Here is a 26,659-nt window from a genome sequence, read left to right as displayed (position 1 = left end):
ACTGATAACTATCAGTGTCTTTTTTATATATTTTTTACTTCAACTAATATCTGAGTTAGGTAATTTTCATAACCTTTAACTGAGACTTCATCTAAAATATACTCTTCATAAGAGTAATCACCTAAAGTTAGATTATTTTCATCTATAAATAGCAATATTTTATCATAAGTTTCTTTTATATTTTCGTAGCTACCTTGATGATAAGCGACTAAATACAAGCCTTTAGGTTTAATGTAAATAAAAGGACTAGATTGTAGATCATCTACTTTTGTATATAAGTAAGAATAGCCATTATGATTACCCTTTAAAATATTATCTTTATTAATAATTGCTCCTATAGAGTAACCAATATTCAAATTATTACAAATACAGTAGTCCATATGGTCTGACACAGCCTTAAAAAATCCTTTATCACTGGTATTATCAATAGGATTGCTAAGGATTAAATACTCTTCATCTTGTATTTTTAAATTTATTTTAGAGTGATTAACATTACAAGCTTTTTCTGTGATATCAATTTTAGTTTCCATTAATGTACGAATTTTATTTAAATTCTCGATTTCTTTATCTACTTCCTTTATTTTGTTTTTAAAAAGATTAATTAAGGAGCTTGGTGTTCTATTATCTAAATAAGATTTAATTTCTTTTAAAGGCATATTAATTTCCTTTAAAATTGTAATAACACTGAAAATCTCAAATTGTTGATAAGAATAGTACCTATACCCATTTTCATCTTTTATTTCAGGACAGAAAATTCCTATATTATCATAATGAAAAAGCGTTTGTTTTTTTACATTACATAGTTTTGCAAATTCTCCAGTGGTAAAATATTTATCCAAATTTTTATTCATAAATAACTCCCTCTATTGACTATACGGTAACCGTATATACTATTATGATATCATAACAACATTGATATCATAAATCAATAAATAATTAATAAAATATTATAATATTAACAACTTGAGAGGCTAAATTATGGATATAGAGATTAAAAAAGTAAATGATAAAAATTTAGAGGATATATTAAAATTAAGGATAAATGAAAATCAAAATTCTTATATTGAATCGACTGAAGAATGCTTAAAAGAGGCAGATGAATGTAAGTTTTATGAGCCAGCAGGACTTTATATTGATGGTGTGCTAGTTGGATTTGCAATGTATGGATTTTTTCCTAGAGAAGGGGAAGATGGAAGAGTATGGTTAGATAGATTTTTGATAGATAAAAAATATCAAGGTGAAGGTCTTGGTAGTATTATGTTAGATAATTTAATAAAATATTTATCTAACAAATATAAGTGTAATAAAATATTTCTAAGCTTATATGAGAATAATACGGGTGCGTTACACTTATATAAAAAATTTGGATTTGAATTTAATGGAGAGTTGGATATTAATGAGGAAAAAATAATGGTTAAAAAATTATAAAATTTAATACTAACATAAAAGCTACATAAATATTTATGTAGCTTTTATGTTGAAAAATTATAATAATAAAATTATTATAATTAAAATTTTAAAAATGTAAAAAATAGTGCTAAAATTATGGAAAATAATACAAAAAAAAATATTCGCAACCAAAAATATACAATTTGATACAAAATGCTTGAAATAAGAACTTTAAACTGTTATTATTTAGGCAATTATAAATATATATACATTATAAAAAATCAATATTAATAGTGTAAATATCAGGGGAAAAGTATATGGAAAAAATATTTAAAGCTAGATTTATATTAATATTATTTTCATTGTTTTGTATATTAAATATAAAATCATATGCAGATAGTGATATAAATAATAACGAAGAAATACTAAAAGTAGGTTTTTATGATAATAAGCCATACTATTTTATGAACAAAAAAGGAAAAGAAGATGGGTACTACCACGATTTATTAAACTTGTTAATTAAAGGGACTGGTATTAAATATAAATATATAAAATATGATTTTTCAGAGGCTGTTAATAAACTAGAAAATGGGGAGATAGATTTATTATTTGGTTTACATAGAACAGATGAAAGAATGAAAAAGGTTATATATACAAATAATTATATAGAAATAGAGACTTATAGGATTTATACGAATAAAGATATAAGATATGGTAAACTAGATGAATTAGAGGGATTGAAGTTTGGACTTGTTAAAAATGGTATGAATTCAAATTGGATATTTGAGTTTCTTGAAAATAAAGATATTAATATTATACCTGTATGGGTAGATACAGATAAAGATAGTATAAAACTATTAAAAAACAAATCTGTAGGTGCAATAGTAGGTAGTGCTGAAAATAATGATCTTGATGGGTATAAGAATATATATGAATTTTCAGCAGGTCCTGTATATATAGCGGGAAATAAACACAAAGGAAGTATTATTAAAGAATTAGATAATAGAATAGATTATATTGATGTATTAGAAAAAAAACATATAGAAAAAATATATAGAGACTATTTTAATGAAGCTACAAATCTGGATAAGAAAAAAATAACTATTATAATTAGTATTATTTTTTTATTGATTATATCTACATGTGTTTTAGTAATAAAAAGTATGTACCCGAAAATAAAGAAAAATAAAATTAAGTCTAGTATTAGAAATAGAATAAGAAATAAAGAGTATCTATTATATTATCAACCTATAGTTGATCCTAAAAAAGATAGTATAGTCGGATTTGAGGCATTATTAAGATTAAATCATCCTAAAGAAGGAATACTAACTCCTTATAAATTTATAGATGAGATAGAAAAAAACGACATGCTGTCAGAAGTGTCTATTTGGGTGCTAAAACAAGTATTATTAGATTATAATAAAATAAAAAAATATAATAATATAGATAATAAGAAATTTTATATATCAATGAATTTGACAATCAAAGAAATTGAAAATGATGATTTTATATATAAGATACAAGAAATATTAAATATATATCGTATGGAGAAAAACTCAATATGCCTAGAAATAGTAGAGAGTGTTAGAATAAGTAATTTAGAAAAGTTACAAAAGGCGATACAAACATTGAAGAATTTTGGATTTATGATTGCAATAGATGATTTTGGAGTTGAATATTCAAATCTAGATATATTAGAAAAATTAGATTTTGATATAATAAAGTTGGACAAGTATTTTGTTGATGATATATCAGAATCAATAGTCAGACAACGTATAATGAAATTTATTTCAGATATAACTATAATTAAAAATAAATCTTTAGTTGCAGAAGGCGTTGAAGATTTATTACAGAGAGAAATAATAAAAAATATTGAAAATAATAAATTTTTTATTCAAGGATATTTTTACTCTAAACCAATAAGTATTGAAGAAATAAAAAATATAAATATAAAAAGTTGTTAAATTATTAAATCTATAATTATTTCATATGATAATGATTTGAAATCTAAACAATAAGGGTATTACTAATATTAGTAATATCCTTATTTATTTAAGTACTAAAGTATTTTTAATAATAATCTTCTTCAATTGAGATTAATCCTTTAGAATCTAGGAATTTTTCTTCTAAATCTAATATAATTCTTATTTTATCTACAGAAATAGGTAATCCCATAAGTTTACTTTGCTCGTGTATGTAGTTTATCATTTCTTCAATAGATATTGTATTTTCTTCCATAAAATTAATCCTTTCAATTATATTATAAAAATAATTCTAATAAGATATTACTATATAAACTAAATAAAAAATATGAATAATATTAGGAAATTCTAAATATTAATAAAAATATGTCAAAAAATGACCTAATATGACATTTCGTAACAAAATACATGTTAATCACTACATAATATTGAAAAGGTAAAGGTGACAATATAGAATATAATAATGCAATAAAATTAATCATAACAAATTTAATTTGACGTTACTATATATTAGGGAAGGGATTGCTATGAGGTTAAAGTTTTTTAAAAAGGGAGTAGTATTTTTTATTTTTATCTTAACAATGATTATTCTTACTTTTTCAACAGAGAATAAGAATAAATCTTTATATACAGATAGATTTATTAATATCATTGAAAATAATGAAGAATATAATTTAGAGGATAGTAACATTATATTTTATAAAGAAAAAATTAACAATGAAATAAAAGATACTATAAATAATTCGATTTTGAAAAAGGCATATTGCTCACTAGGATATATAGAATTTATTAGTGGAAATTATGAAAAATCAACAAATTATTTATTAAAGTCTTTAGATTATAAAATAATGAGAAGGCATAAAGTACAGCTAATGACTTATAGTGGCGTATCAAAGAGTTATATGGCAATTAAAAATCTAGATAAATCATATGAATATTTTAAGAAAGCTGAAAATTTAGCTAAAAATACTAGAAAATATAATGATTTATCAAGTATGTATAGGGCTAGAGCAAAATCTTTAATTAATTTTGATAAAGGAGTAGGAGAAGCCATCAGTTTACTAGAAAAAGCTTTGAAATTAGAACAAAGTAGCAGAAATAAAGTAGAAAATTATTTATTTATATCAAAATTATATATGATAAGTGATATGTTTGATTTAGCTTTGACCTATAGCAATAAGGCAGTAGAAATGGCAATAGACAATAATTTCAATAGACTTATTACAGAGGGGTTGATAAGCCTTGGAACTAATTACTATAGCCAAGATAAATACAATAGGGCGATAACTATATATGAAAAAATTTTGTATGGAGATTATATAAAAACATTAGAAAATAAGCTGCTAGTAATAGGCTATCTTATGGAGAGCTATTCTAAAATAGAGGACTATAATAAAGCGGATAAATATATGAAAGAGTATTTAAAAGAAGTAAAAACATTACCAGTTATTAAAAAAAATAAAGAACTAAACTGGCTATATATAACAGTTGCTGAATATAAGGTAAAGCAAGGTAATATAGAAGAATCGATTGAGTGCTTAGATGAAGCAAATAGGATATACAAAAGCAATGAAGCGGCAATGTTTTCTAATACTGATATTTGGATAAAAAAAGTTGAACTAGACATAAAGTCTAAGAAAAATGTAGCTTATAGTAAAGTACTAAATGGATACATAGAGTTATTAAATAAAATTGAAGATAGAGGAATAAAATCAGGAATAAAGGATGCAACTATTGAGTCTATTATAGACCTAAGTGAAAAAAACAATGACTATTATACTACACTAATTTATACCAATAAGAAACTAGAGGAAATAGAAAAAGAGTCTAACAAAAATCTAGATACATCAGCTGATTATTCAATTAATAAATTTGAAAATGATATTATAAATAAAAAGATAAAAAATATGAAAGTAAGAATTAAGATTAGTTCTTTAATTATTATATCTATAATTACTATAATATTTATAACTCATAATAAGAATAAAAGAATAAAAAAATTAAATGAAGAGCTAAAATTAATAAGTATGACAGATCCTTTAACTGGATTATATAATAAAAGATTTTTAAATAATCAAATGAAAGATATTTACAAGAAAAAAGAAGACATTAGTTTTATAATGATAGATATTGATTATTTTAAATTGTACAATGATAATTATGGACACTTAAATGGAGATATAGTATTAAAAGAAGTGTCACAAATTTTAAAAACAGTCTTTAAAGAAGATATAGTATCAAGATATGGTGGAGAAGAATTTTTAATAATATCTAATTTTAGTAAGGAAAAAATAGTTGAAAATATAAAAGAATTAATGATAAAACTATATAATAAAAACATAATTCATGAATACTCATTGATTAGTGATAGAGTAACTTTAAGTATTGGAATTGAAACTATGAAAATATGTGAAAAAAATGATATTGATAAAATAATAAAATCGGCAGATGAGAAACTATATAGTTCAAAAGAAAATGGAAGAAATAGATATACTGTTTAATTAAAAAAATCATATTATATAATTATCTAAAAATAGACAAACTATATTTAATTATAAGAAATCATGGAGGACATATTTATGAAAAAAGGTTTAATACCAGTAGCTTTAGGTACAATAGTAACAGCAACAGGACTAGCTTTAGATTCTAAGCAAAGTAAAAAGTATAAATGTCAAAGAAATGATTATACAAGTATGGTAGGTACTCTTTTAATAGGAGTAGGAGCAGCACATGTTTTACTTGGAACAATAGATATAATAAAAGAGTAGATAATAAACACTAAAAATTAGGGATTTAAGGGAGCGTATTATTTAATTTATTCCATACCCTCCCTTAAATATTAATTAGCATCCTTAAAGTTCTTGCTAAGTTTTTTTAACAATCTTAAAAATTCTTTTTTTTCATCTTCAGTAAAGTTGCTATAAGCAATTTCTTTAACTTGAGAAGATATATTATTAAATTTATCTTCTATACTTCTAGCTTTGTCAGTTAATTTTATATAAGTAACACGCTTGTCTTTATCACATTTTTCTTTTTCTATATACCCTAAACCTATAAGCCTATTTACTAAAGATGTAACAGTAGATTTATCTTTACCTATTTTTTTAGCAATTTCTTTCATAGTAAGCTTTCCATTACTTTCATAAAGAGCAGTTAAAATATTACCATGAGTAGGAACTAAATCATTAAGTCCGCTTATTTTAAGTTTATTTTCTATAAATTTTATCATGTTTGCTTTTGTTCTGCTTATAAAGTACACAATATATTTATCATTCATAAGAAATCTCCAATCTAATAGATAATATAAAAAATTTACTTATTTATACTTTAATATAATAACATAATTATATGATTAGTTGTAAATCTTATATTATTCACAAAACTAAAAGTAATTTTACAGAAAGTATATATTTAAGATATTTCACAAAAAATAAATTTTTCTTAATAGCAGTAAATTACATATTTAGACAGTAAAAATATGTAAAATAATAATGTACCTTGAATTAAATGTAAAAAATACAAAGAAGTTTATCAAAGGGGAAGTTTAGTAATGGAATTCGTATTTAATAATTTAGATGAATATATATTAGTTATAAATAATAAAGGAAATATAAAATATTGTAATGACTGTTTATTAAAAAAATTAGGATATAGTAAAAAAGATATATATGAAAAAGATATATATAATATTTTATATAATCAAGAAAATTACATAAATAAAATATTAAATAATGAAAATGAGATAAGTTTAGATTTAACTTTATACTCAGACTATAAAGAGAAAATAGATGTTACTTCTAAGATAGTAATAAGTAAATGGAATAGAGAAAAAGGTATTTTTATCATATCAAAAGATATGTCAGAAAAATTTTATTCCAAAAAGGATTTGGAAAATTTGTTAGACCATCATCCTTATGCATCTTGGATAAAAGATATTAATGGAAAATATTTATATGTAAATAGCTTTTTTTCACTACCAATTGAACAGGAAAATGTTTTAGGAAAATACGATTATGAAATATGGGAAAAGGATATTCTTTCAGAATTTAAAAAAACAGATAAAAAAGTGATTGAAGAAGGGATACCAAAATTAATAGAAGAAAGAAGAATAATAAATGGGGATGTAAGATGGTATGAAACGTGTAAGGCTCTTATAGGTGAAAATGGTAAATATAAGTATTTAGTAGGAACAAGTAGAGATATTACATTAAGAAAATCAATGGAAGAAGAGAACTCTAAAAAACATAAATATATATCAAACTTATATGACATATTAAACGAAAAGTATAAAGAAAATGACTTGTATGATATATTAAATAATATTTCGCATAATACAAAAGATTATTTAGAAGCAGATGGATTATCTATATTTTTATATGATAAAAATAAAGAAATTTTAGAAAGTAAAACAAAAATTGGCTTGGCAGTTGAGGTGTTAAAAGATATTGAAGATATAAAAATATCAAATGAAGACGCTAAAAAATTAATTAAAAATAATAATTATGAAGGTCTAATGGATATAAACAATAGATCTTTTATTAAAGATAAGCAAAATAAATATATAAAGTATTTAGGTGTTTATAATATCGTATTAAATAATGAATTTATTGGTATTATGACTATTGGATATAAAAGTGGTAATATACCACTTTATAATTTATATGATCATATTAAAGATATCTGTAGTGAAATAGGGATTATTGTTAATAACTTTAGGCTATCTCAAGAGGTTAAGAAAGAGTTCGATAGAAGAGTTGAGATAGAAGATGAGTTAGAGCTTTTTTTAGACACAGCAACAGATCTTATAGGAATAATAGATGAGAAAGGTAATTTTAAAAAAATAAATTATCAATGGAGTAAAACTCTTGGATGGAGTAATGAAGAGTTATTATCAATGAATTATGAAGATTTAATTCATAAGGATGATTTAAATCCTTGTGAAAGAAAAATAGTAAAAAATAAGGATGAAAAGTTTATAATTTATGCAGAAAATAGATTTTTATGTAAAAACAATGAATATAAATGGCTAGCATGGAACTGTAGATACTTAGACGAAAGAAAAGAGTATATAACAACAGTTAGAGATATTACTGAAGAAAAAAGATTAGAAGAAGAAAGAAAAAATCTTCAAGAAGCAATTCATTTAGAAAGTATTAAAAATGAGTTTTTTGCAAATATATCTCATGAATTTAAAACACCATTAAATATTATATTAGGAACTATTCAATTAATAGATAAATATGTGAAAAGTGGGAATATGCAAAATACTAATATTATAGATTTAAGTAAATATATGAGACCAATAAAACAAAACTCATATAGACTTTTAAGATTAGTAAATAACTTAATAGATATGACTAGAATTGATACTGGATATTATGATTTAAATATAGAAAATAGTAATATTGTATCAATTGTAGAAAATATAACGATGTCTGTAGCTCATCATATAGAAAATAAAGGAATAAATCTTATATTTGATACAAATGAGGAGGAACTTATTTTAGCATGTGATTCAGATAAAATAGAAAGAATTATGCTAAACCTTATATCTAACGCAATAAAGTATACTGATAAAAATGGAGAGATTAAAGTAGATGTAAATTGCAATAAGAATAGAGTGAAGGTCTCTGTTAAGGATAATGGAATAGGAATATGTAAAGATAAAATCGAGATGATATTTGATAGGTTTATGCAAGTTGACAATAGCCTGACTAGAAGATGCGAAGGTAGCGGAATAGGACTCTCCTTAGTTAAATCTTTAGTTGAGATGCATGGTGGTAAAATAAATGTATATAGTGAATTTGGAAAAGGATCAGAATTTGTATTTGAAATACCAGTAAAAATAATCAAAGAAAATAAAAGATGCTATATGAAAAATGATTACATAGATTTTCAAATAGAAAAATGTAACGTAGAATTCTCAGATATATACTCCTTGTAATAAAATACCTTGGGATATAGACTTAATAAAGTTTATGTCTCAAGGTATTTTTAATTATATTAAAATCTATGTATATGATATAGATATAATTTGGTATAAATTAGTATTTATATGCAGATAATAGTATAAATAAGCTTGGGAGGGAGGGCTAAAATGAGTATATGGACAATATTTATTATACTTTTGATAATTATATCTGTAACAGGTATTGTAACAGGTTATTATTTTTCACTCATTATAGCTAGACCAATATGTCGTAGTTATGAAGAAACTTATTATTGTACTAAAGGAAGAGAGCCTAAGGTAATAGAAACTTATAACAAATTAAAAAAAGAAAAAGTTAGCATAGATTCGGTTTATGGATATAAATTAAATGGGATATTTTTCCCGAATAAAAAAGTAGATAAGGTTGTAATATTATCACATGGAGTTACATCTAATCTTTGGAATATGTTAAAATATGGATTTGCATATATACCTAAGGGGTTTAGTATATTAGCATATGACCACAGATACCACGGTCTTAGTGAGGGTAAAAGTGTATCATATGGATATTATGAAAAATATGACTTAAAGGCTTGTGTAGATTGGCTGAGAAATAGATATGGAAATAATATAAAAATAGGCTTACACGGAGAATCAATGGGATCAGCTATAATAATAGAATATTTAGGTTTATATGATGATGTAGAGTTTTGTGTTGATACATGTGGATATACAGATTTTAGAGAAGAAGCGAAGTTTATATTAAGACAGGACTTTAATATAAAACTGGATATAATTCAAAACTATATAATTATATTTTCAAGTATTATAAATAAAATTAAATATGGATGGAGCTTTAAACAAGTTTCACCTATAAAATCTATTAAAAATACGAAGACTCCACTACTTTTAATACATGGAAGAGAAGATACGGTAGTACCATTTGATATGTGTGAAAAGATATTTAATGCCAAAAAATATGGTATAAAAGATAAATATGAAGTTAAAAAAGCAAAACATACTACAACTTTAGATTCGGATGAAAAATCTTATATAGACCATCTATATAGATTTTTAGAAAGTGTTGGAATTTAGCTGAAAAATAAAAAAGCACTTACTAATTTATAAATTAGTAAGTGCTTTTTTATTTTAAATAATTCTTTAGAAATTCTTTAGATTTACTACAATAATATCTTAAGTTTTTAAGTTTATTATATATCTAATTAATAACGAAGGAGGAATTGAGATGGGAGTAGAGTCATTAACAAGTTATTTATCAGAGTATGGACTTATATTTTTATTTATAATAGTACTTTTAGAATATATGAATTTACCAGGATTTCCTGCTGGAGTAATTATGCCATTAGCTGGAATTTGGGTAGCAAATAGTGGAAATAATTTTTTTGTTGCCCTTATAGTTTCTGTATTAGCTGGGTTAATAGGAAGCTGGCTGTTGTATTTTTTAGGAATGTATGGTGGAGAGTTTTTCCTAGATAAATATATTAAAAAATTTCCAAGTCATGAAAAGTACATTAAAAGCAATATGGAAATGTTAAGGAAAAGAGGAAATGTAGGTGTATTTATAAGTAAGTTTATACCAATGGTAAGAACAATTATATCAATACCAGCGGGGGTATTGAAATTAAATTTTATAAAATACACAGTATATTCAACTTTAGGTATATTAATATGGAACTTCATATTTATAGCATCAGGATATTTTTTTGGAGATAGAGTTTTACAAGCATTATTATAAAAATTTAGAATACGGAGGGATGATTATATGCGTATAGCTATGTTAACTAATAATTATAAGCCATTTATAGGAGGAGTTCCTATATCGGTAGAAAGATTAACTGACGGGTTAAAAGAAATTGGACATGAAGTTTTCGTATTTGCACCAAATTATGATAATCAGATATATGAAGAACATGTAATAAGATGTAAATCTAAAACAAGTAAAAAAGACAGACATGTTATACCTAAAATATTAGATACTAGGCTTGAAAAAGAATTTAAAAAATTAAACATTGATGTTATACATGTACATCATCCATTTTTATTAGGTAATATTGGACTTTATCTAGGTAGAAAATATAATGTACCTGTTGTATTTACTTATCACACAAGATATGAACAGTACTTACACTATGTAAAAGTATATAGCGCTATTGAAGAGAGGCGTAAAGTTGAAAATAATAGAAATTTAATTTATTTAGAGGATAAAATATTAAACTATACTAAAAATAATTTTGTACCAAAGTATTTAAGTAAATTTGCGAATAAGTGTGATATGGTATTCGCTCCAACAAACTTAATTAAAGAGAGCTTAGAAGATAATGGTATAAATACAGATATTGAAATAGTTCCAACTGGGCTAGAAAAAAGATATTTTAATGCAAATATAGATGAAGTACAAGAAATAAGAAGCAAATATAAAAGAAATAAAAATTATTTGTTTTGTACAGTAGCGAGACTTGTAAAAGAAAAAAATTTAGAGTTTATAATAGAAGGTTTAAGAAAATTAAAAGAAAAAGAAGGGGATTGTTTTAATCTTATAATGATAGGTGATGGTCCTTTAAAAGAAGAACTTATGAACAAAGCTAAATATTTAGAGTTAGAAAATAATATAATATTTTTAAATTCTATAAAGAATGAAAAAATAGGAAATTACTATAAAGCTTGTGATATGTTTTTATTTTCATCTAAATCTGAAACACAAGGAATTGTTTTATTAGAAGCAATGGCAGCTAAAAATCCAGTGATAGCAATACAAGCAAGTGGTGTTACTGATGTAGTTAAAAATAACATTAATGGATATATGACAAATGATAATATAAAAGACTGGGTTGAAAAAATAAGTTATTTAATGAATAATGAGTCTGATATGGAGAGATTAAGCCAAGGAGCTTATGATACTTCTCTTAAGTATTTAAATTCAAATATTGCAAAACTAGTTGAATTAAATTATAAAAAGGTTATTGAAAATTATTGCCATAAAAATCAAATATATAAAAAATTTACTTCATTAGTATCAGAATATGTTAATTAGATAATTTAGAATGAATAAAATATCAATAAATGCTAAAATTCTTATGATATTGTATAATAATTATTATGTAATAGTTATAAGAAGGGGGTAATTGATATGAAACCATATAATATTTTAGTTGTAGAAGATGAAAAAGAGATAGCTGATGCTATTGAAATATATTTGTTAAACCAAGGATATAAAGTGTTTAAAGGATATAATGGACTTGAAGGTCTTGATATTATAGAAAAAGAAACTATTCATTTAGCAATAATAGACATTATGATGCCAAAAATGGATGGTATAACATTAACAATGAAGCTTAGAGAACATTATAATTTTCCAGTTATAATGTTGTCTGCAAAATCGGAAGAAGTAGATAAAATAATGGGATTAAATATGGGTGCAGATGATTATGTAACAAAGCCATTTAAACCTTTAGAGCTTTTAGCAAGAGTAAACTCCCACCTTAGGAGATATACAAAATATTTAAATATAATTAAAGAGAATAAGGAGAATAGTAGCATATTTACTATAGGTGGTTTGGAATTAAATGAAGATACAAAAGAAGTTACAGTAGATGAACAATATATAAAAACGACACCTATTGAATTTAAAATACTGCATTTAATGATGCAAAATCCAGGAAGAGTATATTCATCAGAAGAGATATATGAAAGAGTATGGAATGAAAGTGCAGTAAATACAGATACAATAATGGTTCATATTAGAAATTTAAGATCAAAAATAGAAATAAACCCAAAAAATCCAAAATATTTAAAGGTGGTGTGGGGTGTTGGATACAAAATTGAAAAACAATGATAAAAAATTAATAGCCACTCTTGGTATACTAATAATAAGCTTGCTTTTTTCAATTGTAATGATTAAGTCATATCCTATAATATATGAAAAATCCAAAGAGTATGATTATAATCCGTTTGAATCTAGAGAGCTTATAGATGATATAAACTCTACTAATTATGTACTTTATCAAAGGTTAATTGAAAAAAAGACTAATACTGTAAAAAATGCATCAGATATTTTTATAAATAATGAAAGTATTAAATCAGTAACTGAAGATATTAAATTAGAAGGCAATTATAGTTCATATAAAGAAGAAGACATTAAATTAGACCTTAAAAGAAATTTTGAAGATAGATTTAATGGTTGGGAAAGAACTTTAAATTATGATTTAGATAATTTGGAATATTACGCATTAGACAAAGATAGTAAAAAAGCGGTATATAGTAAGAGTAATGAAATTGATGTATTAGAAAATAGTGATGGAAAATCAAAAGAAAGAATAGATACTCTTAAGGAAAAATATCAATTTTATACAATTATTGATTTTGATGAAGATGGAAGTATAAGTGTAAGAGAAAGTTACGGAGCAAATTCTAAATCTATAGAAAGAAATCTAAGAGATATAAATAGGACTAATGTTGATTATAAAATAGAGCCAATAAAAAATGCTACATTTATATATGCAGTACCTCACAAATTATACTATTATGATAACATATCTAGATACATAAGTATTGAAGAACGTGCGGGAGATTTTGTAGCAAGTTCATTTGTAGTAAATTTATCTATGATGGTAGCAATAATATCTCTTTTAATACCTTATAGATTATCAAGTCAAGTACTTGGATTTAATAAATTGTGTAAAATACCACTAGAATTTGTAATAGGACTTATACTGTTTATAATAATATTCTTTAATATATATCCAGCAGGAATAGTACAAACTAGTGTAAATAGTGATACATTAAATTACTTGATTAGTGTAAATATAAATAAAAATATGGCTCATGTATTAATAAATTTAATGAATTTAATTATATGGTCTATACATTTTACAATCGTCTTTTTAATGACTACTTTAGTAAAATATATATTTAAAATAGGATTTTCAAATTATATTAAAAATCACACTTATACTGGAAGGTTATTAAATAAATTAGTAAATAAATTAAGAAGTATAAAGAATAGAGTTAGTGCGATAGATTTAAAGAAAAAGCCAAATAAATTTATATTCACTGCACTTAGTATAAATCTAATAATATTAGTAATTATGTGTATAGTATGGATATTTGGTATAGTTCTTGCAATAATATACACACTAGTTATGTTCATTATACTAAAGAAATATTCAAAGGATGTGATAAAAAAATATGATAAGCTTTTAGAGGCAACTCATGAAATATCACACGGTAATTTAGATATAGAAATAGATGAAAATTTAGGAGTATTTGAGCCTATAAAAAATGAACTACAAAGTATTCAAAAAGGTTTTAAAATGGCAGTTGAAAAAGAAGTAGTAAGTCAAAAAATGAAAACAGAGCTTATATCAAATGTATCACACGATTTAAAAACGCCATTAACTTCTATAATTACTTATATAGATTTATTAAAAAATGAAAATATAAGTGAAGAAAATCGACAATCTTATATAGACACAATAGATAAAAAATCTCAAAGACTTGAAAATTTAATAGAAGATTTATTTGAGATGAGTAAAGTAAATAGTGGTAATATACATTTAAATAAAATGGATGTAGACATAGTTTCATTAATGAAACAAACACTATTAGAAGTAAGTGATCAAATAGAAGAATCAGGGTTAATATTTAAAAATAATTTTCCAAATGAAAAAGTAATATTAAACTTAGATAGTCAACGTACATTTAGAGTATTTGAAAATCTAGTACTTAATATAACAAAGTATTCTATGAAAAACTCAAGAGTATATATTGATATACTAGAACATGAAGATAAAGTTGATATAATACTCAAGAATATGTCAGCAGTAGAAATAGATTTTGATGTTAATAATATAGTTGAGAGATTTGTAAGAGGAGATAAATCCCGTAATACAGAAGGAAGTGGATTAGGGCTTGCTATAGCTAAAAGCTTTGTTGAATTGCAAGATGGAAGCTTAGAAATAAGTGTAGATGGAGATTTATTCAAGGCGAAAATTAGTTTCAAAAAGAAGAAATAATAAAAAGTGTAGAAAGTTTATATAATTTAAACCTTCTACACTTTTTTTATATAAATATTTATTTATATATTGGTGTTTAATTATTTTAAGATTTAATATATAAATAGGGATTAAATTAATGGGAGGGATATTTATGGCAGATAAGAGACTAAATAAATTAGCTAAATTACTAGTAAACTATTCAACCGAGGTTAAAGAAGGAGACTTTGTATTTGTATGTGCAGATGAAGTATCAAAACCATGGGTTGTGGAAGTAGTTAAAGAATCTATAAGAGCTGGAGCTCATGTAGAATACATGATGGATTCTAATGAAGTTGATGAAATAAAGCTAAAATATAGCAATGAAAAACAACTTAAAGAAGGTGGAAACTTTATATACGAAAACTTATTATCTAAATCCGATGTATGGTTAACTGCATGGGGAAGTAGAAATACAAGGGGATTATCTAATATAGATGCACAAAAACTTAAGCTATCGCAACAAGGAGCAACGAAGTGGAGAAAAGTTTATTCAGAAAGGTGTGGTGATGGTTCTCTAAGATGGTGTGGGACACAGTACCCTACATATGCAGATGCTCAAGAAGCTTCTATGAGTATTAGTGAATATGAAGACTTTGTTTATGGGGCAGGACTTTTAGATAAAGAAGACCCTGTAGCTGAATGGAAAAGAATAAGTAAAGAGCAAGAACGATGGATAAAATATCTTGATAGTAAAAACGAAATTCATATAATATCAGAAGGCACAGATATTAAAGTTGATGTAAGTGGTAGAAAGTGGATAAATTGTGATGGTAAAGAAAATTTCCCAGATGGAGAAATTTTTACATCACCAGTAGAAAATAATATAAATGGTCATATTAGTTTTTCATTCCCAGGAATATTTCAAGGTAAGGTTATTGAAGGAATAGAACTAGATGTTAAAGATGGAAAAGTCATAAATGCAAGGGCTGAAAAAGGTGAAGATTTATTAAAAGCATTATTAGAAACAGATGAAGGTTCAAGCTTTTTTGGTGAGGTAGCAATAGGAACGAATTACGGAATAAAAGATTTTACATCTAATATGTTATTTGATGAAAAGATTGGTGGAACTATTCATATGGCAATAGGTGATTCAATGCCTGAGGCTGGAGGAAAGAACAAATCATCTCTACATTGGGATATGTTATGTGATATGAGAAATTGTGGAAAAATATATGCAGACAACGAACTTTTCTATGAAAATGGAAAGTTCATAGATGATATTTTAGAAAAATATAATCTATAAGCTTAATAAAAAATACTATACGTATAATACGTATAGTATTTTTTATTAAGCTTAAAATAATTTGATTATAAATACTGTGCTAGGTCAATAATGAAAGTATAAATATATAAAGGGGGAAGATATATGATAGTATTAAGTAGGGAAAATATTATAGAAGGTTTAATTGAATTAAGAGAAGAATCTGATTTTGAAAATAAGAAAATAATTAATAATATAAAATATATAATAAATAAAAAAGATGTTAATGATATAGATAAATTAAAGTTAATAAATAATGAGTTGGGAAAAGTAATATTATAAAATAAAGCCTATGTACTGTATAGTATGTAGGTTTTATTTTATAATATATAAGTTATAGTAAATTATTTACACTCAAGGAACTTATACCCTAGAATTTTATGGATAGCTTATGTAAATGATTTTAAAAAATATATTTTGTTAGCTATATTAGCTAAGTAAAATTTTTTATTTAGGAGAGAATATGAAAATACTAATAGATGCAGATGGTTGCCCAGTGGTAGATATATCTATAAAGGTAGCAAAAAAATTTAACTTAAAGACAATAATAATGTGTGACACGTCCCATAATTTTAAAAGATTGGGAGTTGAAACAATAACCTTATCAAAGGGATCTGATTCTGTAGATTTTGCTCTTGTTAATAAAGTTGAAAAAGGAGATATTGTTGTAACTCAAGATTATGGATTAGCAGCAATGGTTTTAGCTAAAGGGGGGTATCCTATAAACCAAAATGGACTAGTTTATGATAATGAAAATATAGATCAATTATTATTTACAAGACATATTTCTAAAAAGGTTAGAAGTGCTGGAGGTAGAATGAAAGGGCCTAAAAAGAGGCAAAAAGAAGATGACATAAGATTTGAGGAGAGTATGACTAAACTTTGTGAGAAAATTATATAGAGTTTCATGAGAAACTTAGACAAGTATAAATAAACTCATTTTAATATTAAAATGAGTTTATTTTCATGTAATAAATTATAAAATAAACCCCATTTTTAAAGAATATAGACTAAAATATAATTAAAGTGATAAATGGAAAAATATAACAAATATGGAGGGATATTAGTGAATTATAACTTTGATGAAATTATAGACCGTAGCAAAACTTACTCAGTGAAATATGATAATAGAAAAATTAAATTTAATAAAGAAGATGTAATTCCTTTATGGGTCGCAGATATGGATTTTAAAACTGCTAAGCCTATTATTGATGCAGTAATAGAAAGAGCAAATCATGGTGTTTTTGGATATACTTCAACACCAAAAGAATATTTTGAAGTAATTAAGAATTGGCAGTTAAAGAAAAATAATTGGAATATAGAGACAGAATATATGTCTAATGCTACTGGTGTAAAGACTATAATGAATCATTTTATGAGAGAATTTATACATGAAGGAGATAAGGTTATAATTCAGCCACCTGTTTATCACGGTTTTTTTAAAGCTGTTGAAAACTGGGATGGAGAGCTATTATATAATCCACTTAAACGAGTAGATGGAGATTACTACATGGACTATGAAGATTTAGAAAATAAAATTAAAGAAGGTGCTAAATTTTTAATACTTTGCAATCCTCATAATCCAGTTGGAAGAGTTTGGAGTAAAGAAGAACTCACAAAATTAGGTAATATATGTTTAGAAAATGATGTAATGATTATATCTGATGAGATACATTCAGATTTAATGCTTTGGGGAAATAAACACGTACCACTAGCATCTATATCAAAAGAAATTGCAGAAAATACAATAACTTGTATATCATCTACTAAAACATTTAATTTAGCGGGATTACAAGTTTCAACTACTATATTTCCAAACTTAGAAATGAAAGAAATATATGAAGATATGCAAGAACGATTAGATTCAAATAATATTAATACGATTAGTTTAGTAGCCAATATAGCTGCATATACTGAAGGTGAAGAATGGTTAGAACAAGTTTTAAAATATATAGAAGGAAATGTTGAATATATTATAGATTTTTGTGATAAAAATATACCGCAGATAAAACCGAATAGACCAGGTTGTACATATTTAATGTGGCTAGATTGTAAAGGTTTAAATTTAGATGAAGATGATTTAGTAGATTTCTTTATAAATGAAGCGAAAATAGGATTAAACGATGGTCGTGATTTTGGAATAGAAGGATCTGGATATATGAGACTTAATGTAGCTTGTTCAAGGCTGTTATTAGAAAAAGCAATGAACCAATTAAAAGATGCTATTTTAAGAAAAGAAAATATTTTAGATAAAAATTTATAAATGAGTGAGTAAAATTATATATATTATAAATATAAGTATTAAGGCGAAGAAAGTATAGAAGTTTGTAAAATAGGTAAAGGTGAAATATATTGATGAGAACTATATCTGATACAGGAATTATAATTGTGCCGATTATACCATGGAACGTTAACTCAATAATTATACGTTTAGTTACAGGGGTATCATGCTTATCTTATGCTCCATATGCAGTACTTTGTTTTTTCTTTCCTATAATTACTATTTTATTAGCTATGAAAATAAAATAATTTACATAATATATGTAAGTTATTAATAATAGTTATTGACTTAATAAAGACAAAAATAAGATAATATAGAATGTAGTATAATAGATTAGAGAGGGAAAAAATATGAATAAAAGTATAGTAGCAGTATGTGAAAATGAAGCATGTGCAAGTGCACTTAGAGAAAGTGGGGAAGCTTTAGGAGTTAGAATAAGAACTGAGGTACAAAACGGTTCTAATATAATAAATGAACTTTCAATAGAAGAAATAAAGTCATCAATGGCAGTATTATTTGTTATAGATGGAACTGTAGAAGATATAGAAAAAATAGAAAGATTTATAGACTTTGAATATTACGAAGTAGAGCCTAAATTTGTTATGAATGACCCTAAAGCAGTGATAAATGAAATTGTATTAGATATAAACTAAATAAAATATTTTAAGCGTATTGATAAATTTATCAATACGCTTTTTTAGTATAAAAACAATTATCCATATTTTCTCCATACTTTTTTTATATAATGAAAAATATGAAAAGGAGAGTGATCTTATGGATGATAGTTGGCAGCATTTAAATAAGTATCAAAAAATAAAATATTTTAAAGAGTTCATATGTATCACTACTAAACTTAAGTAAATTGAAATCTAATATAAATATATTTTAGTTTATGCTTATGAACTCTGATAAGGAGAAAATCATGGCAGAAAAAATAAGAGTATTAATACATGAAAATAAAATTATAGAGTTAAGTGAATATCTGCAAAGTATGAAGCATGTAGATATAGCAAAGCGTATGATGGACTTAGAAACTGAGGACTTAATTTTGGTGTTTAGAATATTACCAAAAGATGTATCAGCAGAGGTTTTTTCATATTTAGATAAAGAATCTCAACAATATATTGTAGAAATAATTGCAGATAGTGAAGTGAGAGAAATAATTGAAAAGTTATTTTTAGATGATACGGTAGCTTTAATAGAAGAGCTACCTGCTAATATAGTAAAAAAGGTTCTTAAAAATACTTCAATAGAAAAAAGAAAATTAATAAATCAATTTCTAAAGTATAATGAATCATCAGCAGGTTCTATAATGACAATAGAGTTTGTTGATTTAAAAGAAGAAATGACAGTAAAAGAAGCTATAAATCACACTAGAAAAACTGGATTAAATAAAGAAACAATAGATACATGTTTCGTAATAGATAACTATAGAAAGTTAAAAGGAACTATTACTATAAAAGATTTAATTTTAAGTGATGAAGATACTCTAATTTCAAATATAATGGATAAAAATACAATAAGTGTAAAAACATGTGAAGATCAAGAAAAAGTTGCTTCTTTATTTAAAGAGTACGACTTACTTTCAATGGCAGTAGTAGATAAAGAAGAAAGACTCGTAGGAATAATAACAATAGATGATATAGTGGATATTATTGAACAAGAAAATACTGAAGATTTTCAAAAGATGGCAGCTATAAAACCAAGTGAAGAAGCATATTTAAAAACATCAGTGTTGCAATTAGCAAAACATAGAGTAGTATGGCTTTTAGTTTTGATGATATCAGCTACTGTAACGGGTTCAATAATAAAAGAATTTGATGAAGTTATTCAATCAGTAGTTATACTAGCTGCATTTATACCGATGCTTATGGATACTGGTGGAAATGCCGGATCTCAGTCATCAACATTAATTATTAGAGGATTAGCACTTGGAGATATAAGTACAAAAGATTACTTAAAGGTAATGTATAAAGAATTTAGAGTAAGTTTAATAGTAGCATCAATACTTTCGGCTGTTAATTTTTTAAGAATATATTTTTTAGAAAATACAGACATAATGATTACACTTACTGTATGTGGAAGTTTATTTTTTACTGTAATAATAGCAAAGGTTGTAGGAAGTATTTTACCTATTATAGCTAAAAAATTAAAATTAGATCCAGCTATAATGGCAAGTCCTCTTATAACAACAATAGTAGATGCATTTGCGTTAACTATATATTTTACACTAGCTAGATTATTTTTAGGAATATAATAAATTAAATTCAATGAAGCCTATGTATAAATTCTTTTATCATAGGCTTTTATTTTAGAAAGACGGGAAAATATGAACACTAAAAAATATAAAATAATAAAAGAATTAGATTTAAAACTCATACTTAGTATATTATCAATATTTATATTTGGGATAATAATTTTAAGTAGTGCAACGCATGCAAGAGATACAGGGAATTACAACAAGATAATTAAGCAAATAATAGCTTTTTCACTAGCTGTTATTTTAATATTGGTTACACTAATGATTAGCTACAATACTTTAGGTAAAAACTATAAAGCTTTTTATATGGCAAGCATAATATTGTTGTTAATCATATGGGTTCCGGGACTTGGAAAAGTTCAGGAAGGTTCAAGAAGATGGATAAAACTAGGCCCGCTATACCTTCAAACATCTGAACTGGTAAAGATTACTTTTACCATAAGTTATGCTAAAATAGTTGAAAAAAGAAGAGGAAAGCTAAATACAATAAAAGAATTAATTCCGGTAATTATTTATGCTATGCCTATACTTTTATTAATGCTCATACAGCCGGATTTAGGAGGAACAATAGTATTTGGATGTATAATATTTGGAATGCTATTTGTAGCAGGGCTTAATATAGATATAATAAAAAAAGCATTTATAGTATTAGTTATAATAATACCCTTAATTTATATGTTTATGGCTCCACATCAGAAAGTAAGAATACAGGCGTTCCTACATCCTGATGATTTAAGCTATCCAGGAAATTATCAAGTAGTTCAATCTATGATAGCAATTGGTTCTGGAGGACATAAAGGTAAAGGTCTTTATAATGGAACTCAAAATAATAGTAATTTTTTACCTGTACAGGATAGTGACTTTATATTTGCTGTTATAGGAGAAGAACTTGGAATGGTGGGTATGTCTATCATTATATTTTTATATATAATGTTTATTACAAGGATGATTAATATGGCAAGAGAGGCAAAAGATTTTTATGGCACATTAATAATAGTAGGCGTAACAAGTATGTTTACCTATCAAATTATACAAAATATAGGAATGACAATGGCATTAATACCTGTTACTGGTGTAACATTACCACTAATTAGCTATGGAGGAAGCTCTTTGGTTTCATCATTAGCTAGTTTAGGTCTAGTTTTAAATGTAGGGATGAGAAAGAGAAAAATTAATTTTTAGGAAGGGGATAATAACATGGCTAATATATTGCTTGTAGACGATGAGCCTAAAATATGTGAATTTATAAAAGCATGTTTAGATGTAGAAAATTATAATACAGATATTTCACACGATGGAAAAAATGCAATAGATTACTTTGATAATAATAATTATGACATTGTGATATTAGATAGAATGCTACCAGATATAAGTGGAGAAAAAATATGTGAATATATAAGGAAAAAATCAGATACTCCAATAATAATGTTAACAGCAAAAATAGAAGATGAAGATAGAATAGATGGATTTAAATTAGGTTGTGATGATTATATTTGCAAACCATTTAATGTAATAGAATTAGTCTATAGAGTTAAATCTATTTTGAAAAGAAGTTTGGACTCAAAGGAAACATCATCAATAAAATTTGGAGATGAGTTTGAACTAAGTAAACTTTCTCCAGAATTAAAAGTAAGGGGAAAACAGATAGTACTTACTCTTACCGAGTATAAAATACTATTAAGGCTTTCGTCAAATCCAAAAAAGACATATACAAGAGAAGAACTCTTAGAAAATACAACTGAAAGCTATTACGAAAAAATAGATAGAGTTATAGATAGTCATATAAAGAATTTACGCCAAAAGATAGAATTGGATTCTTCTAAGCCTAAAATTATACAAACTGTATATGGAGTAGGATACAAATTTGGATTATAAAACTAAATCAATAAATGGAAAAATAATTAAAGCATTTACTATTATAATGCTATTAACTATTATATCTATAAAAGTATTTGTAGCTATGACTTTTGAAAATGGGTTTAGAAAATATGTTGATGATAGTAATAAAGCAGAAGTAGAACACCTTATTTTTGATTTAAAGAATATATATAAAGATGATAGTTGGGATATAGAAACTATAAAAGCGTTAGGAGAAGATGCTATTAGAAAGGGAATCGCTCTTGAAATATATGATAAAAATAAAAAATTAGTATGGAGTATATTTGAGGATGAAAAAGTATTATCTAATGAAACATTAAATGAAATAAGTAAAAATATGCAAAGTATAGATAATACTTGGAATAATCAATTTAGTGAGTATGAAATTACTGTTTATGATGACAATGGAAATATTGCTGGATATCCATATATAGGACATTATGCATCTACATATTATATGAAAAATGATATAGAATTTTTTCATGATATGAATAAGGTAATTATAATTATAGCTATTATATCTATAGGAAGTATTATAATTATATCTTTTATAATATCTAAATCCATATCAAATCCTATAGCTAAGGTATCAAAAATGGCTAAAGATATAGAAGAAGGTAATTATAGGGATACTATAGACTATAAAAGTAACATAGATGAAGTTGATGAGCTTATAAATTCTATAAATAAGTTAGGGTATGAACTAAGCGAGCAAGAAAATTTAAGAAAAAGACTAACTACAGATATAGCTCATGAACTTAGAACACCTTTAACAAGTATAAAGGGGCATTTAGACCTCATAATAGCTGGAATATGGGAACCATCAAAAGAAAGATTAGTAAGCATAAATGAAGAAGTATCTAGAATCACAAAGTTAGTAGAAGGTCTTAGAAATCTAGCTAAATTTGATAGTGAAAAAAATAAGCTAGAAAAAGAAAAAATAAATATAAAAGATTTAATAATAAATATAGTATATAATTACGAAGGCAAGGGATTAGAAAAAAATATAAAATTAGATTATGATCTTGAAGATATATATATTTATATAGACAAAAGGCAATTTTCTCAAGTAATTATAAATTTATTATCTAATGCAATTAAGTATACAAATATTAATGGCGATATTAAAATAAAAAATTATATAAAGGATTCTAGTATAAATATATCTATAAAAGATAATGGGATAGGAATACCTGAAAAAGATATAAATTATATATTTGAACGTTTTTATAGAGTAGATGAATCTAGAAGCAAAGAAACAGGTGGAATAGGTGTAGGCCTTACTATATCAAAATCAATAGTAAAACTACATGGTGGTGATATAATGGTAAATAGTGAAGTAGATAAAGGAACAGAATTCATCATTAGATTACCAATAAAAAATGTATCATCTAAATAAAATAGTTGATAGATTTTTATAATATATCTATTTTATGGATAAAATGTATAATATAAATCTTAAGGAGGAAAAGCCAAATATGGAAACAAAATTTGAAAATAGAAAAATGATAATAGAATACATAGAAAAAAATAGTGATATTATAAAAGATAAAAGCTATATATTTAAAGTTAGTATAAAGGATTTTGATACACCTAATTTAAATATTGAGTATGATTCTAGTGAAGATACTATAGTAAGAACTTGGATTGAAGAAGATATTGCAAATATTCCTAAAAGCCATGTTGTGCATAAGATATTTAGTTTAATAGAATATGAAGTAGTAGAAGTAATAAAATTTATGATAAAACACATATAAATACTTACAAATTAACAAAAATATGTAGATAAGTCTGAAAATTGTGGACAATTTAGTGAAAACGTATTCAAAACTATCCTAAAAAGGGTAGTTTTTTATATTAGGAAATATTGTATTTTGTCTTAGTTGTGGATAAATCAAAACTTTAACTAAATCAATTTATATTGTTAATCTAAATGTAATTTATTTAGTATAAAATGTAATTATACAAAAATAGAAAGAAGTGACAGATATGAAAATAATAAAAAAAATTTTTACATTTATATTAATAACACTAGTAATTGTAACATCATTTTTAGTTTACATGGCAAAGATAGAACCTAATATGCTAATAGCTAAAAACTATAATATTAATATTAATGAAAATAAAGAAGCGAAGAATATAAAAATAGTTCAGTTTACAGATACTCAACTAGGTGAATTTTATTCTTTAAGTCAATTAGAAAAAGCGGTAAAGAAAATTAATAAACAAAATCCAGATATTGTATTGTTTACGGGAGATCTAATTGATAAAGTAAGTCAGTATAAAGATATAGATAAAGTAACTTCAATAATGTCTAATATAAATTCTAAACTAGGTAAGTATGCAGTATGGGGGAATCATGATTATGGTAGTGGAGGCCATAAGTATTATGAGAACATAATGATTAAGTCAGGATTTAAAATACTTGTAAATGAAACAGTATCTATTCCTATAAATAAAGATAAAAATATTACTATATCAGGCCTAGATGAAGTTATGTTTGGGAAACCAGATGCAAAATCTATAGAAAAAAACATAAATAACAATGATATAAATATATTAATGTTACACGAGCCAGATTTAATTAGTGAGTTTGACTATTCAAATATAGATCTAGCAGTTGCTGGCCATAGCCATGGAGGTCAAGTAGCACTTCCATTTATAGGAGCTATAATTACACCTCCATTTGGAGAAAAATACACGAAAGGCTTCTATGAAATAAACGATAGAACAAAGTTATATGTTAATTCAGGTTTAGGGAATACAAGATCACCTTTTAGATTAATGAATATACCCGAAATATCAGTATTTAATGTTGAATAAAGAACAAATAAATCACATTACGTTATAGTCCAGAATAGAATGTATTAGAAGAGGTGACAAATTTGAAAAATTCTCAAAATACAGGAAAATCTTTATGGACGCATTTTTCAAGCGTTAGAAAAACAATTGCATTATTATTGACAGTTGTTTTTTGTTATTTAAGTATAAAAGGAAAAATAACTCAAGACCAATTTATACCTATATTTAGTATGGTACTTGGATATTATTTTGGTAAGTCTACTGCGTTGGATAATATATCCAATCCTAGTAAAGATAATAAAAATAATGATATAAATAATAATGTAAAAAATTAAGCTCAGAATTATTCTTCTGAGCTTAATTCCATTAAAACCTCTTTTAAATTTTCTAAAGATGTACCAAGTTTAATAAGTTGACTATCTGATAAAGTTGAAAGTCTTACTTTTAAAGCATCTTTAGCATGTTTAAATTTTTCATCTAGATATTGGTGACCTTTTTGTGTTAACTCAATATTAATAATTCTACGGTCTTTCTTATCTGGAATTCTCTCCACCATTTCCTCATCAATAAGTTTATTAATAAGTTTAGTCATATTAGGTGTAGAAATTAGTAGCTTTTTACCAATTTCTGATATAGGCAACATTCCTTTTTCCTTTAAAACAGCCATTATTTGAAAATGAGAATGATTTAATTTTTCAGGTGAAAGATTACAATCATTTTTTGTAAATAATTTTTTTTTGAATAATGGCATTATAGTTATAAAGTTTTGAACTATATTTTCTAGCTTAGTATCATTCATTTACCTTACCCTCCATAAAAAATAT

27 protein-coding genes are annotated in these 26,659 nt (G+C 24.9%); 23 read left to right on the top strand and 4 right to left on the bottom strand.

The genetic code is table 11. The features are described from left to right. Window positions 1-23: 23 nt before the first annotated feature. Complete coding sequence (locus JNUCC81_RS15940; RefSeq protein ID WP_454094364.1) at window positions 24-851, bottom strand: MerR family transcriptional regulator; 828 nt, start codon at window positions 849-851, stop codon at window positions 24-26. Between the two features lie 127 nt (window positions 852-978). Between JNUCC81_RS15940 and JNUCC81_RS15935 the strand changes: the two genes are divergently transcribed. Together JNUCC81_RS15935 and JNUCC81_RS15930 are read left to right on the top strand one after the other, a co-directional pair. Beyond that, entirely contained in the window at window positions 979-1,428 is a 450-nt protein-coding gene (locus JNUCC81_RS15935; protein WP_454094363.1) for a GNAT family N-acetyltransferase, read from the top strand. Window positions 1,429-1,706: 278 nt separating this feature from the next. Next, the gene (locus JNUCC81_RS15930; protein WP_454094362.1) at window positions 1,707-3,353 is read left to right on the top strand and encodes an EAL domain-containing protein; all 1,647 of its coding nucleotides are present in this window, start codon (window positions 1,707-1,709) and stop codon (window positions 3,351-3,353) included. Between the two features lie 106 nt (window positions 3,354-3,459). On the opposite strand, the gene JNUCC81_RS15925 is transcribed toward JNUCC81_RS15930, so the two are convergent. Beyond that, the gene (locus JNUCC81_RS15925) at window positions 3,460-3,627 is read right to left on the bottom strand and encodes a hypothetical protein (RefSeq protein WP_454094361.1); all 168 of its coding nucleotides are present in this window, start codon (window positions 3,625-3,627) and stop codon (window positions 3,460-3,462) included. 325 nt (window positions 3,628-3,952) lie between these two features. On the opposite strand from JNUCC81_RS15925, the gene JNUCC81_RS15920 reads away from it, so the two are divergent. Both JNUCC81_RS15920 and JNUCC81_RS15915 read left to right on the top strand, forming a co-directional pair. After that, entirely contained in the window at window positions 3,953-5,872 is a 1,920-nt protein-coding gene (locus JNUCC81_RS15920; RefSeq protein ID WP_454094360.1) for a tetratricopeptide repeat-containing diguanylate cyclase, read from the top strand. Between the two features lie 78 nt (window positions 5,873-5,950). Next, window positions 5,951-6,139, top strand: coding sequence for an asparagine synthase (locus JNUCC81_RS15915; protein ID WP_286184070.1), 189 nt, complete (start codon window positions 5,951-5,953; stop codon window positions 6,137-6,139). 71 nt (window positions 6,140-6,210) lie between these two features. On the opposite strand, the gene JNUCC81_RS15910 is transcribed toward JNUCC81_RS15915, so the two are convergent. Further along, window positions 6,211-6,648, bottom strand: a complete 438-nt coding sequence (locus JNUCC81_RS15910; RefSeq protein WP_454094359.1) for a MarR family winged helix-turn-helix transcriptional regulator — start codon at window positions 6,646-6,648, stop codon at window positions 6,211-6,213. A 273-nt stretch (window positions 6,649-6,921) separates the two neighbouring features. Here JNUCC81_RS15910 and JNUCC81_RS15905 point away from each other — a divergent pair, with 273 nt between their 5' ends. The 19 genes from JNUCC81_RS15905 (at window position 6,922) to JNUCC81_RS15815 (ending at window position 26,170) form a co-directional block, all read left to right on the top strand. Next, window positions 6,922-9,315: a PAS domain S-box protein gene (locus tag JNUCC81_RS15905; protein ID WP_454094358.1), complete on the top strand. Its 2,394-nt coding sequence runs from the start codon at window positions 6,922-6,924 to the stop codon at window positions 9,313-9,315. A gap of 153 nt (window positions 9,316-9,468) precedes the next feature. After that, a complete protein-coding gene (locus JNUCC81_RS15900; protein WP_454094357.1) occupies window positions 9,469-10,395 on the top strand; it encodes an alpha/beta hydrolase in 927 nt (308 codons plus the stop codon). Window positions 10,396-10,546: 151 nt separating this feature from the next. Continuing rightward, on the top strand, window positions 10,547-11,056 hold the full coding sequence (locus JNUCC81_RS15895) for a DedA family protein (RefSeq protein ID WP_454094356.1): 510 nt from the start codon (window positions 10,547-10,549) through the stop codon (window positions 11,054-11,056). 27 nt (window positions 11,057-11,083) lie between these two features. Beyond that, window positions 11,084-12,352, top strand: a complete 1,269-nt coding sequence (locus JNUCC81_RS15890; protein ID WP_454094355.1) for a glycosyltransferase — start codon at window positions 11,084-11,086, stop codon at window positions 12,350-12,352. 96 nt (window positions 12,353-12,448) lie between these two features. Further along, complete coding sequence (locus JNUCC81_RS15885; RefSeq protein WP_208331885.1) at window positions 12,449-13,153, top strand: response regulator transcription factor; 705 nt, start codon at window positions 12,449-12,451, stop codon at window positions 13,151-13,153. Next, window positions 13,125-15,332 (top strand): sensor histidine kinase, encoded by a 2,208-nt coding sequence (locus JNUCC81_RS15880; RefSeq protein ID WP_454094354.1) that lies wholly within the window; start codon window positions 13,125-13,127, stop codon window positions 15,330-15,332. The genes JNUCC81_RS15885 and JNUCC81_RS15880 overlap by 29 nt, the downstream gene beginning before the upstream one ends. Before the next feature lie 133 nt (window positions 15,333-15,465). Then, window positions 15,466-16,596, top strand: coding sequence for an aminopeptidase (locus JNUCC81_RS15875; protein ID WP_454094353.1), 1,131 nt, complete (start codon window positions 15,466-15,468; stop codon window positions 16,594-16,596). A gap of 123 nt (window positions 16,597-16,719) precedes the next feature. After that, window positions 16,720-16,896 (top strand): hypothetical protein, encoded by a 177-nt coding sequence (locus JNUCC81_RS15870; protein WP_208331887.1) that lies wholly within the window; start codon window positions 16,720-16,722, stop codon window positions 16,894-16,896. A 181-nt stretch (window positions 16,897-17,077) separates the two neighbouring features. Beyond that, a complete protein-coding gene (locus tag JNUCC81_RS15865) occupies window positions 17,078-17,515 on the top strand; it encodes a YaiI/YqxD family protein (protein WP_208331888.1) in 438 nt (145 codons plus the stop codon). A 165-nt stretch (window positions 17,516-17,680) separates the two neighbouring features. Beyond that, a complete protein-coding gene (locus JNUCC81_RS15860) occupies window positions 17,681-18,877 on the top strand; it encodes a MalY/PatB family protein (RefSeq protein ID WP_454094352.1) in 1,197 nt (398 codons plus the stop codon). A 92-nt stretch (window positions 18,878-18,969) separates the two neighbouring features. Next, window positions 18,970-19,143 (top strand): Na+/H+ antiporter NhaC family protein, encoded by a 174-nt coding sequence (locus JNUCC81_RS15855; protein WP_454094351.1) that lies wholly within the window; start codon window positions 18,970-18,972, stop codon window positions 19,141-19,143. A 102-nt stretch (window positions 19,144-19,245) separates the two neighbouring features. Then, window positions 19,246-19,548: a PTS sugar transporter subunit IIBC gene (locus JNUCC81_RS15850; protein WP_208334549.1), complete on the top strand. Its 303-nt coding sequence runs from the start codon at window positions 19,246-19,248 to the stop codon at window positions 19,546-19,548. A gap of 269 nt (window positions 19,549-19,817) precedes the next feature. Beyond that, window positions 19,818-21,152, top strand: a complete 1,335-nt coding sequence (mgtE, locus tag JNUCC81_RS15845) for a magnesium transporter (RefSeq protein ID WP_454094350.1) — start codon at window positions 19,818-19,820, stop codon at window positions 21,150-21,152. A gap of 72 nt (window positions 21,153-21,224) precedes the next feature. Then, window positions 21,225-22,337 carry an FtsW/RodA/SpoVE family cell cycle protein gene (locus tag JNUCC81_RS15840; RefSeq protein WP_454094349.1) on the top strand — a complete coding sequence of 371 codons (1,113 nt, stop codon included), beginning with the start codon at window positions 21,225-21,227 and terminating at the stop codon, window positions 22,335-22,337. A gap of 15 nt (window positions 22,338-22,352) precedes the next feature. Next, window positions 22,353-23,030, top strand: a complete 678-nt coding sequence (locus tag JNUCC81_RS15835) for a response regulator transcription factor (RefSeq protein ID WP_454094348.1) — start codon at window positions 22,353-22,355, stop codon at window positions 23,028-23,030. Next, on the top strand, window positions 23,020-24,432 hold the full coding sequence (locus tag JNUCC81_RS15830) for a HAMP domain-containing sensor histidine kinase (RefSeq protein ID WP_454094347.1): 1,413 nt from the start codon (window positions 23,020-23,022) through the stop codon (window positions 24,430-24,432). The genes JNUCC81_RS15835 and JNUCC81_RS15830 overlap by 11 nt, the downstream gene beginning before the upstream one ends. A 79-nt stretch (window positions 24,433-24,511) precedes the next feature. Then, a complete protein-coding gene (locus JNUCC81_RS15825; protein ID WP_454094346.1) occupies window positions 24,512-24,790 on the top strand; it encodes a hypothetical protein in 279 nt (92 codons plus the stop codon). Between the two features lie 232 nt (window positions 24,791-25,022). Continuing rightward, entirely contained in the window at window positions 25,023-25,856 is an 834-nt protein-coding gene (locus JNUCC81_RS15820; protein WP_454094345.1) for a metallophosphoesterase, read from the top strand. A gap of 62 nt (window positions 25,857-25,918) precedes the next feature. Next, window positions 25,919-26,170 (top strand): hypothetical protein, encoded by a 252-nt coding sequence (locus tag JNUCC81_RS15815; protein WP_454094344.1) that lies wholly within the window; start codon window positions 25,919-25,921, stop codon window positions 26,168-26,170. An 8-nt stretch (window positions 26,171-26,178) separates the two neighbouring features. Here the strand turns inward: JNUCC81_RS15815 and JNUCC81_RS15810 are convergent, their stop codons facing one another. Next, on the bottom strand, window positions 26,179-26,634 hold the full coding sequence (locus JNUCC81_RS15810) for a MarR family winged helix-turn-helix transcriptional regulator (RefSeq protein WP_454094343.1): 456 nt from the start codon (window positions 26,632-26,634) through the stop codon (window positions 26,179-26,181). Between the last annotated feature and the right edge of the window lie 25 nt (window positions 26,635-26,659).

The organism is Faecalimicrobium sp. JNUCC 81, assembly GCF_053667625.1.
Note: the sequence above shows the minus strand (reverse complement) of the source record. Positions and strands in the feature narration are given on the sequence as shown.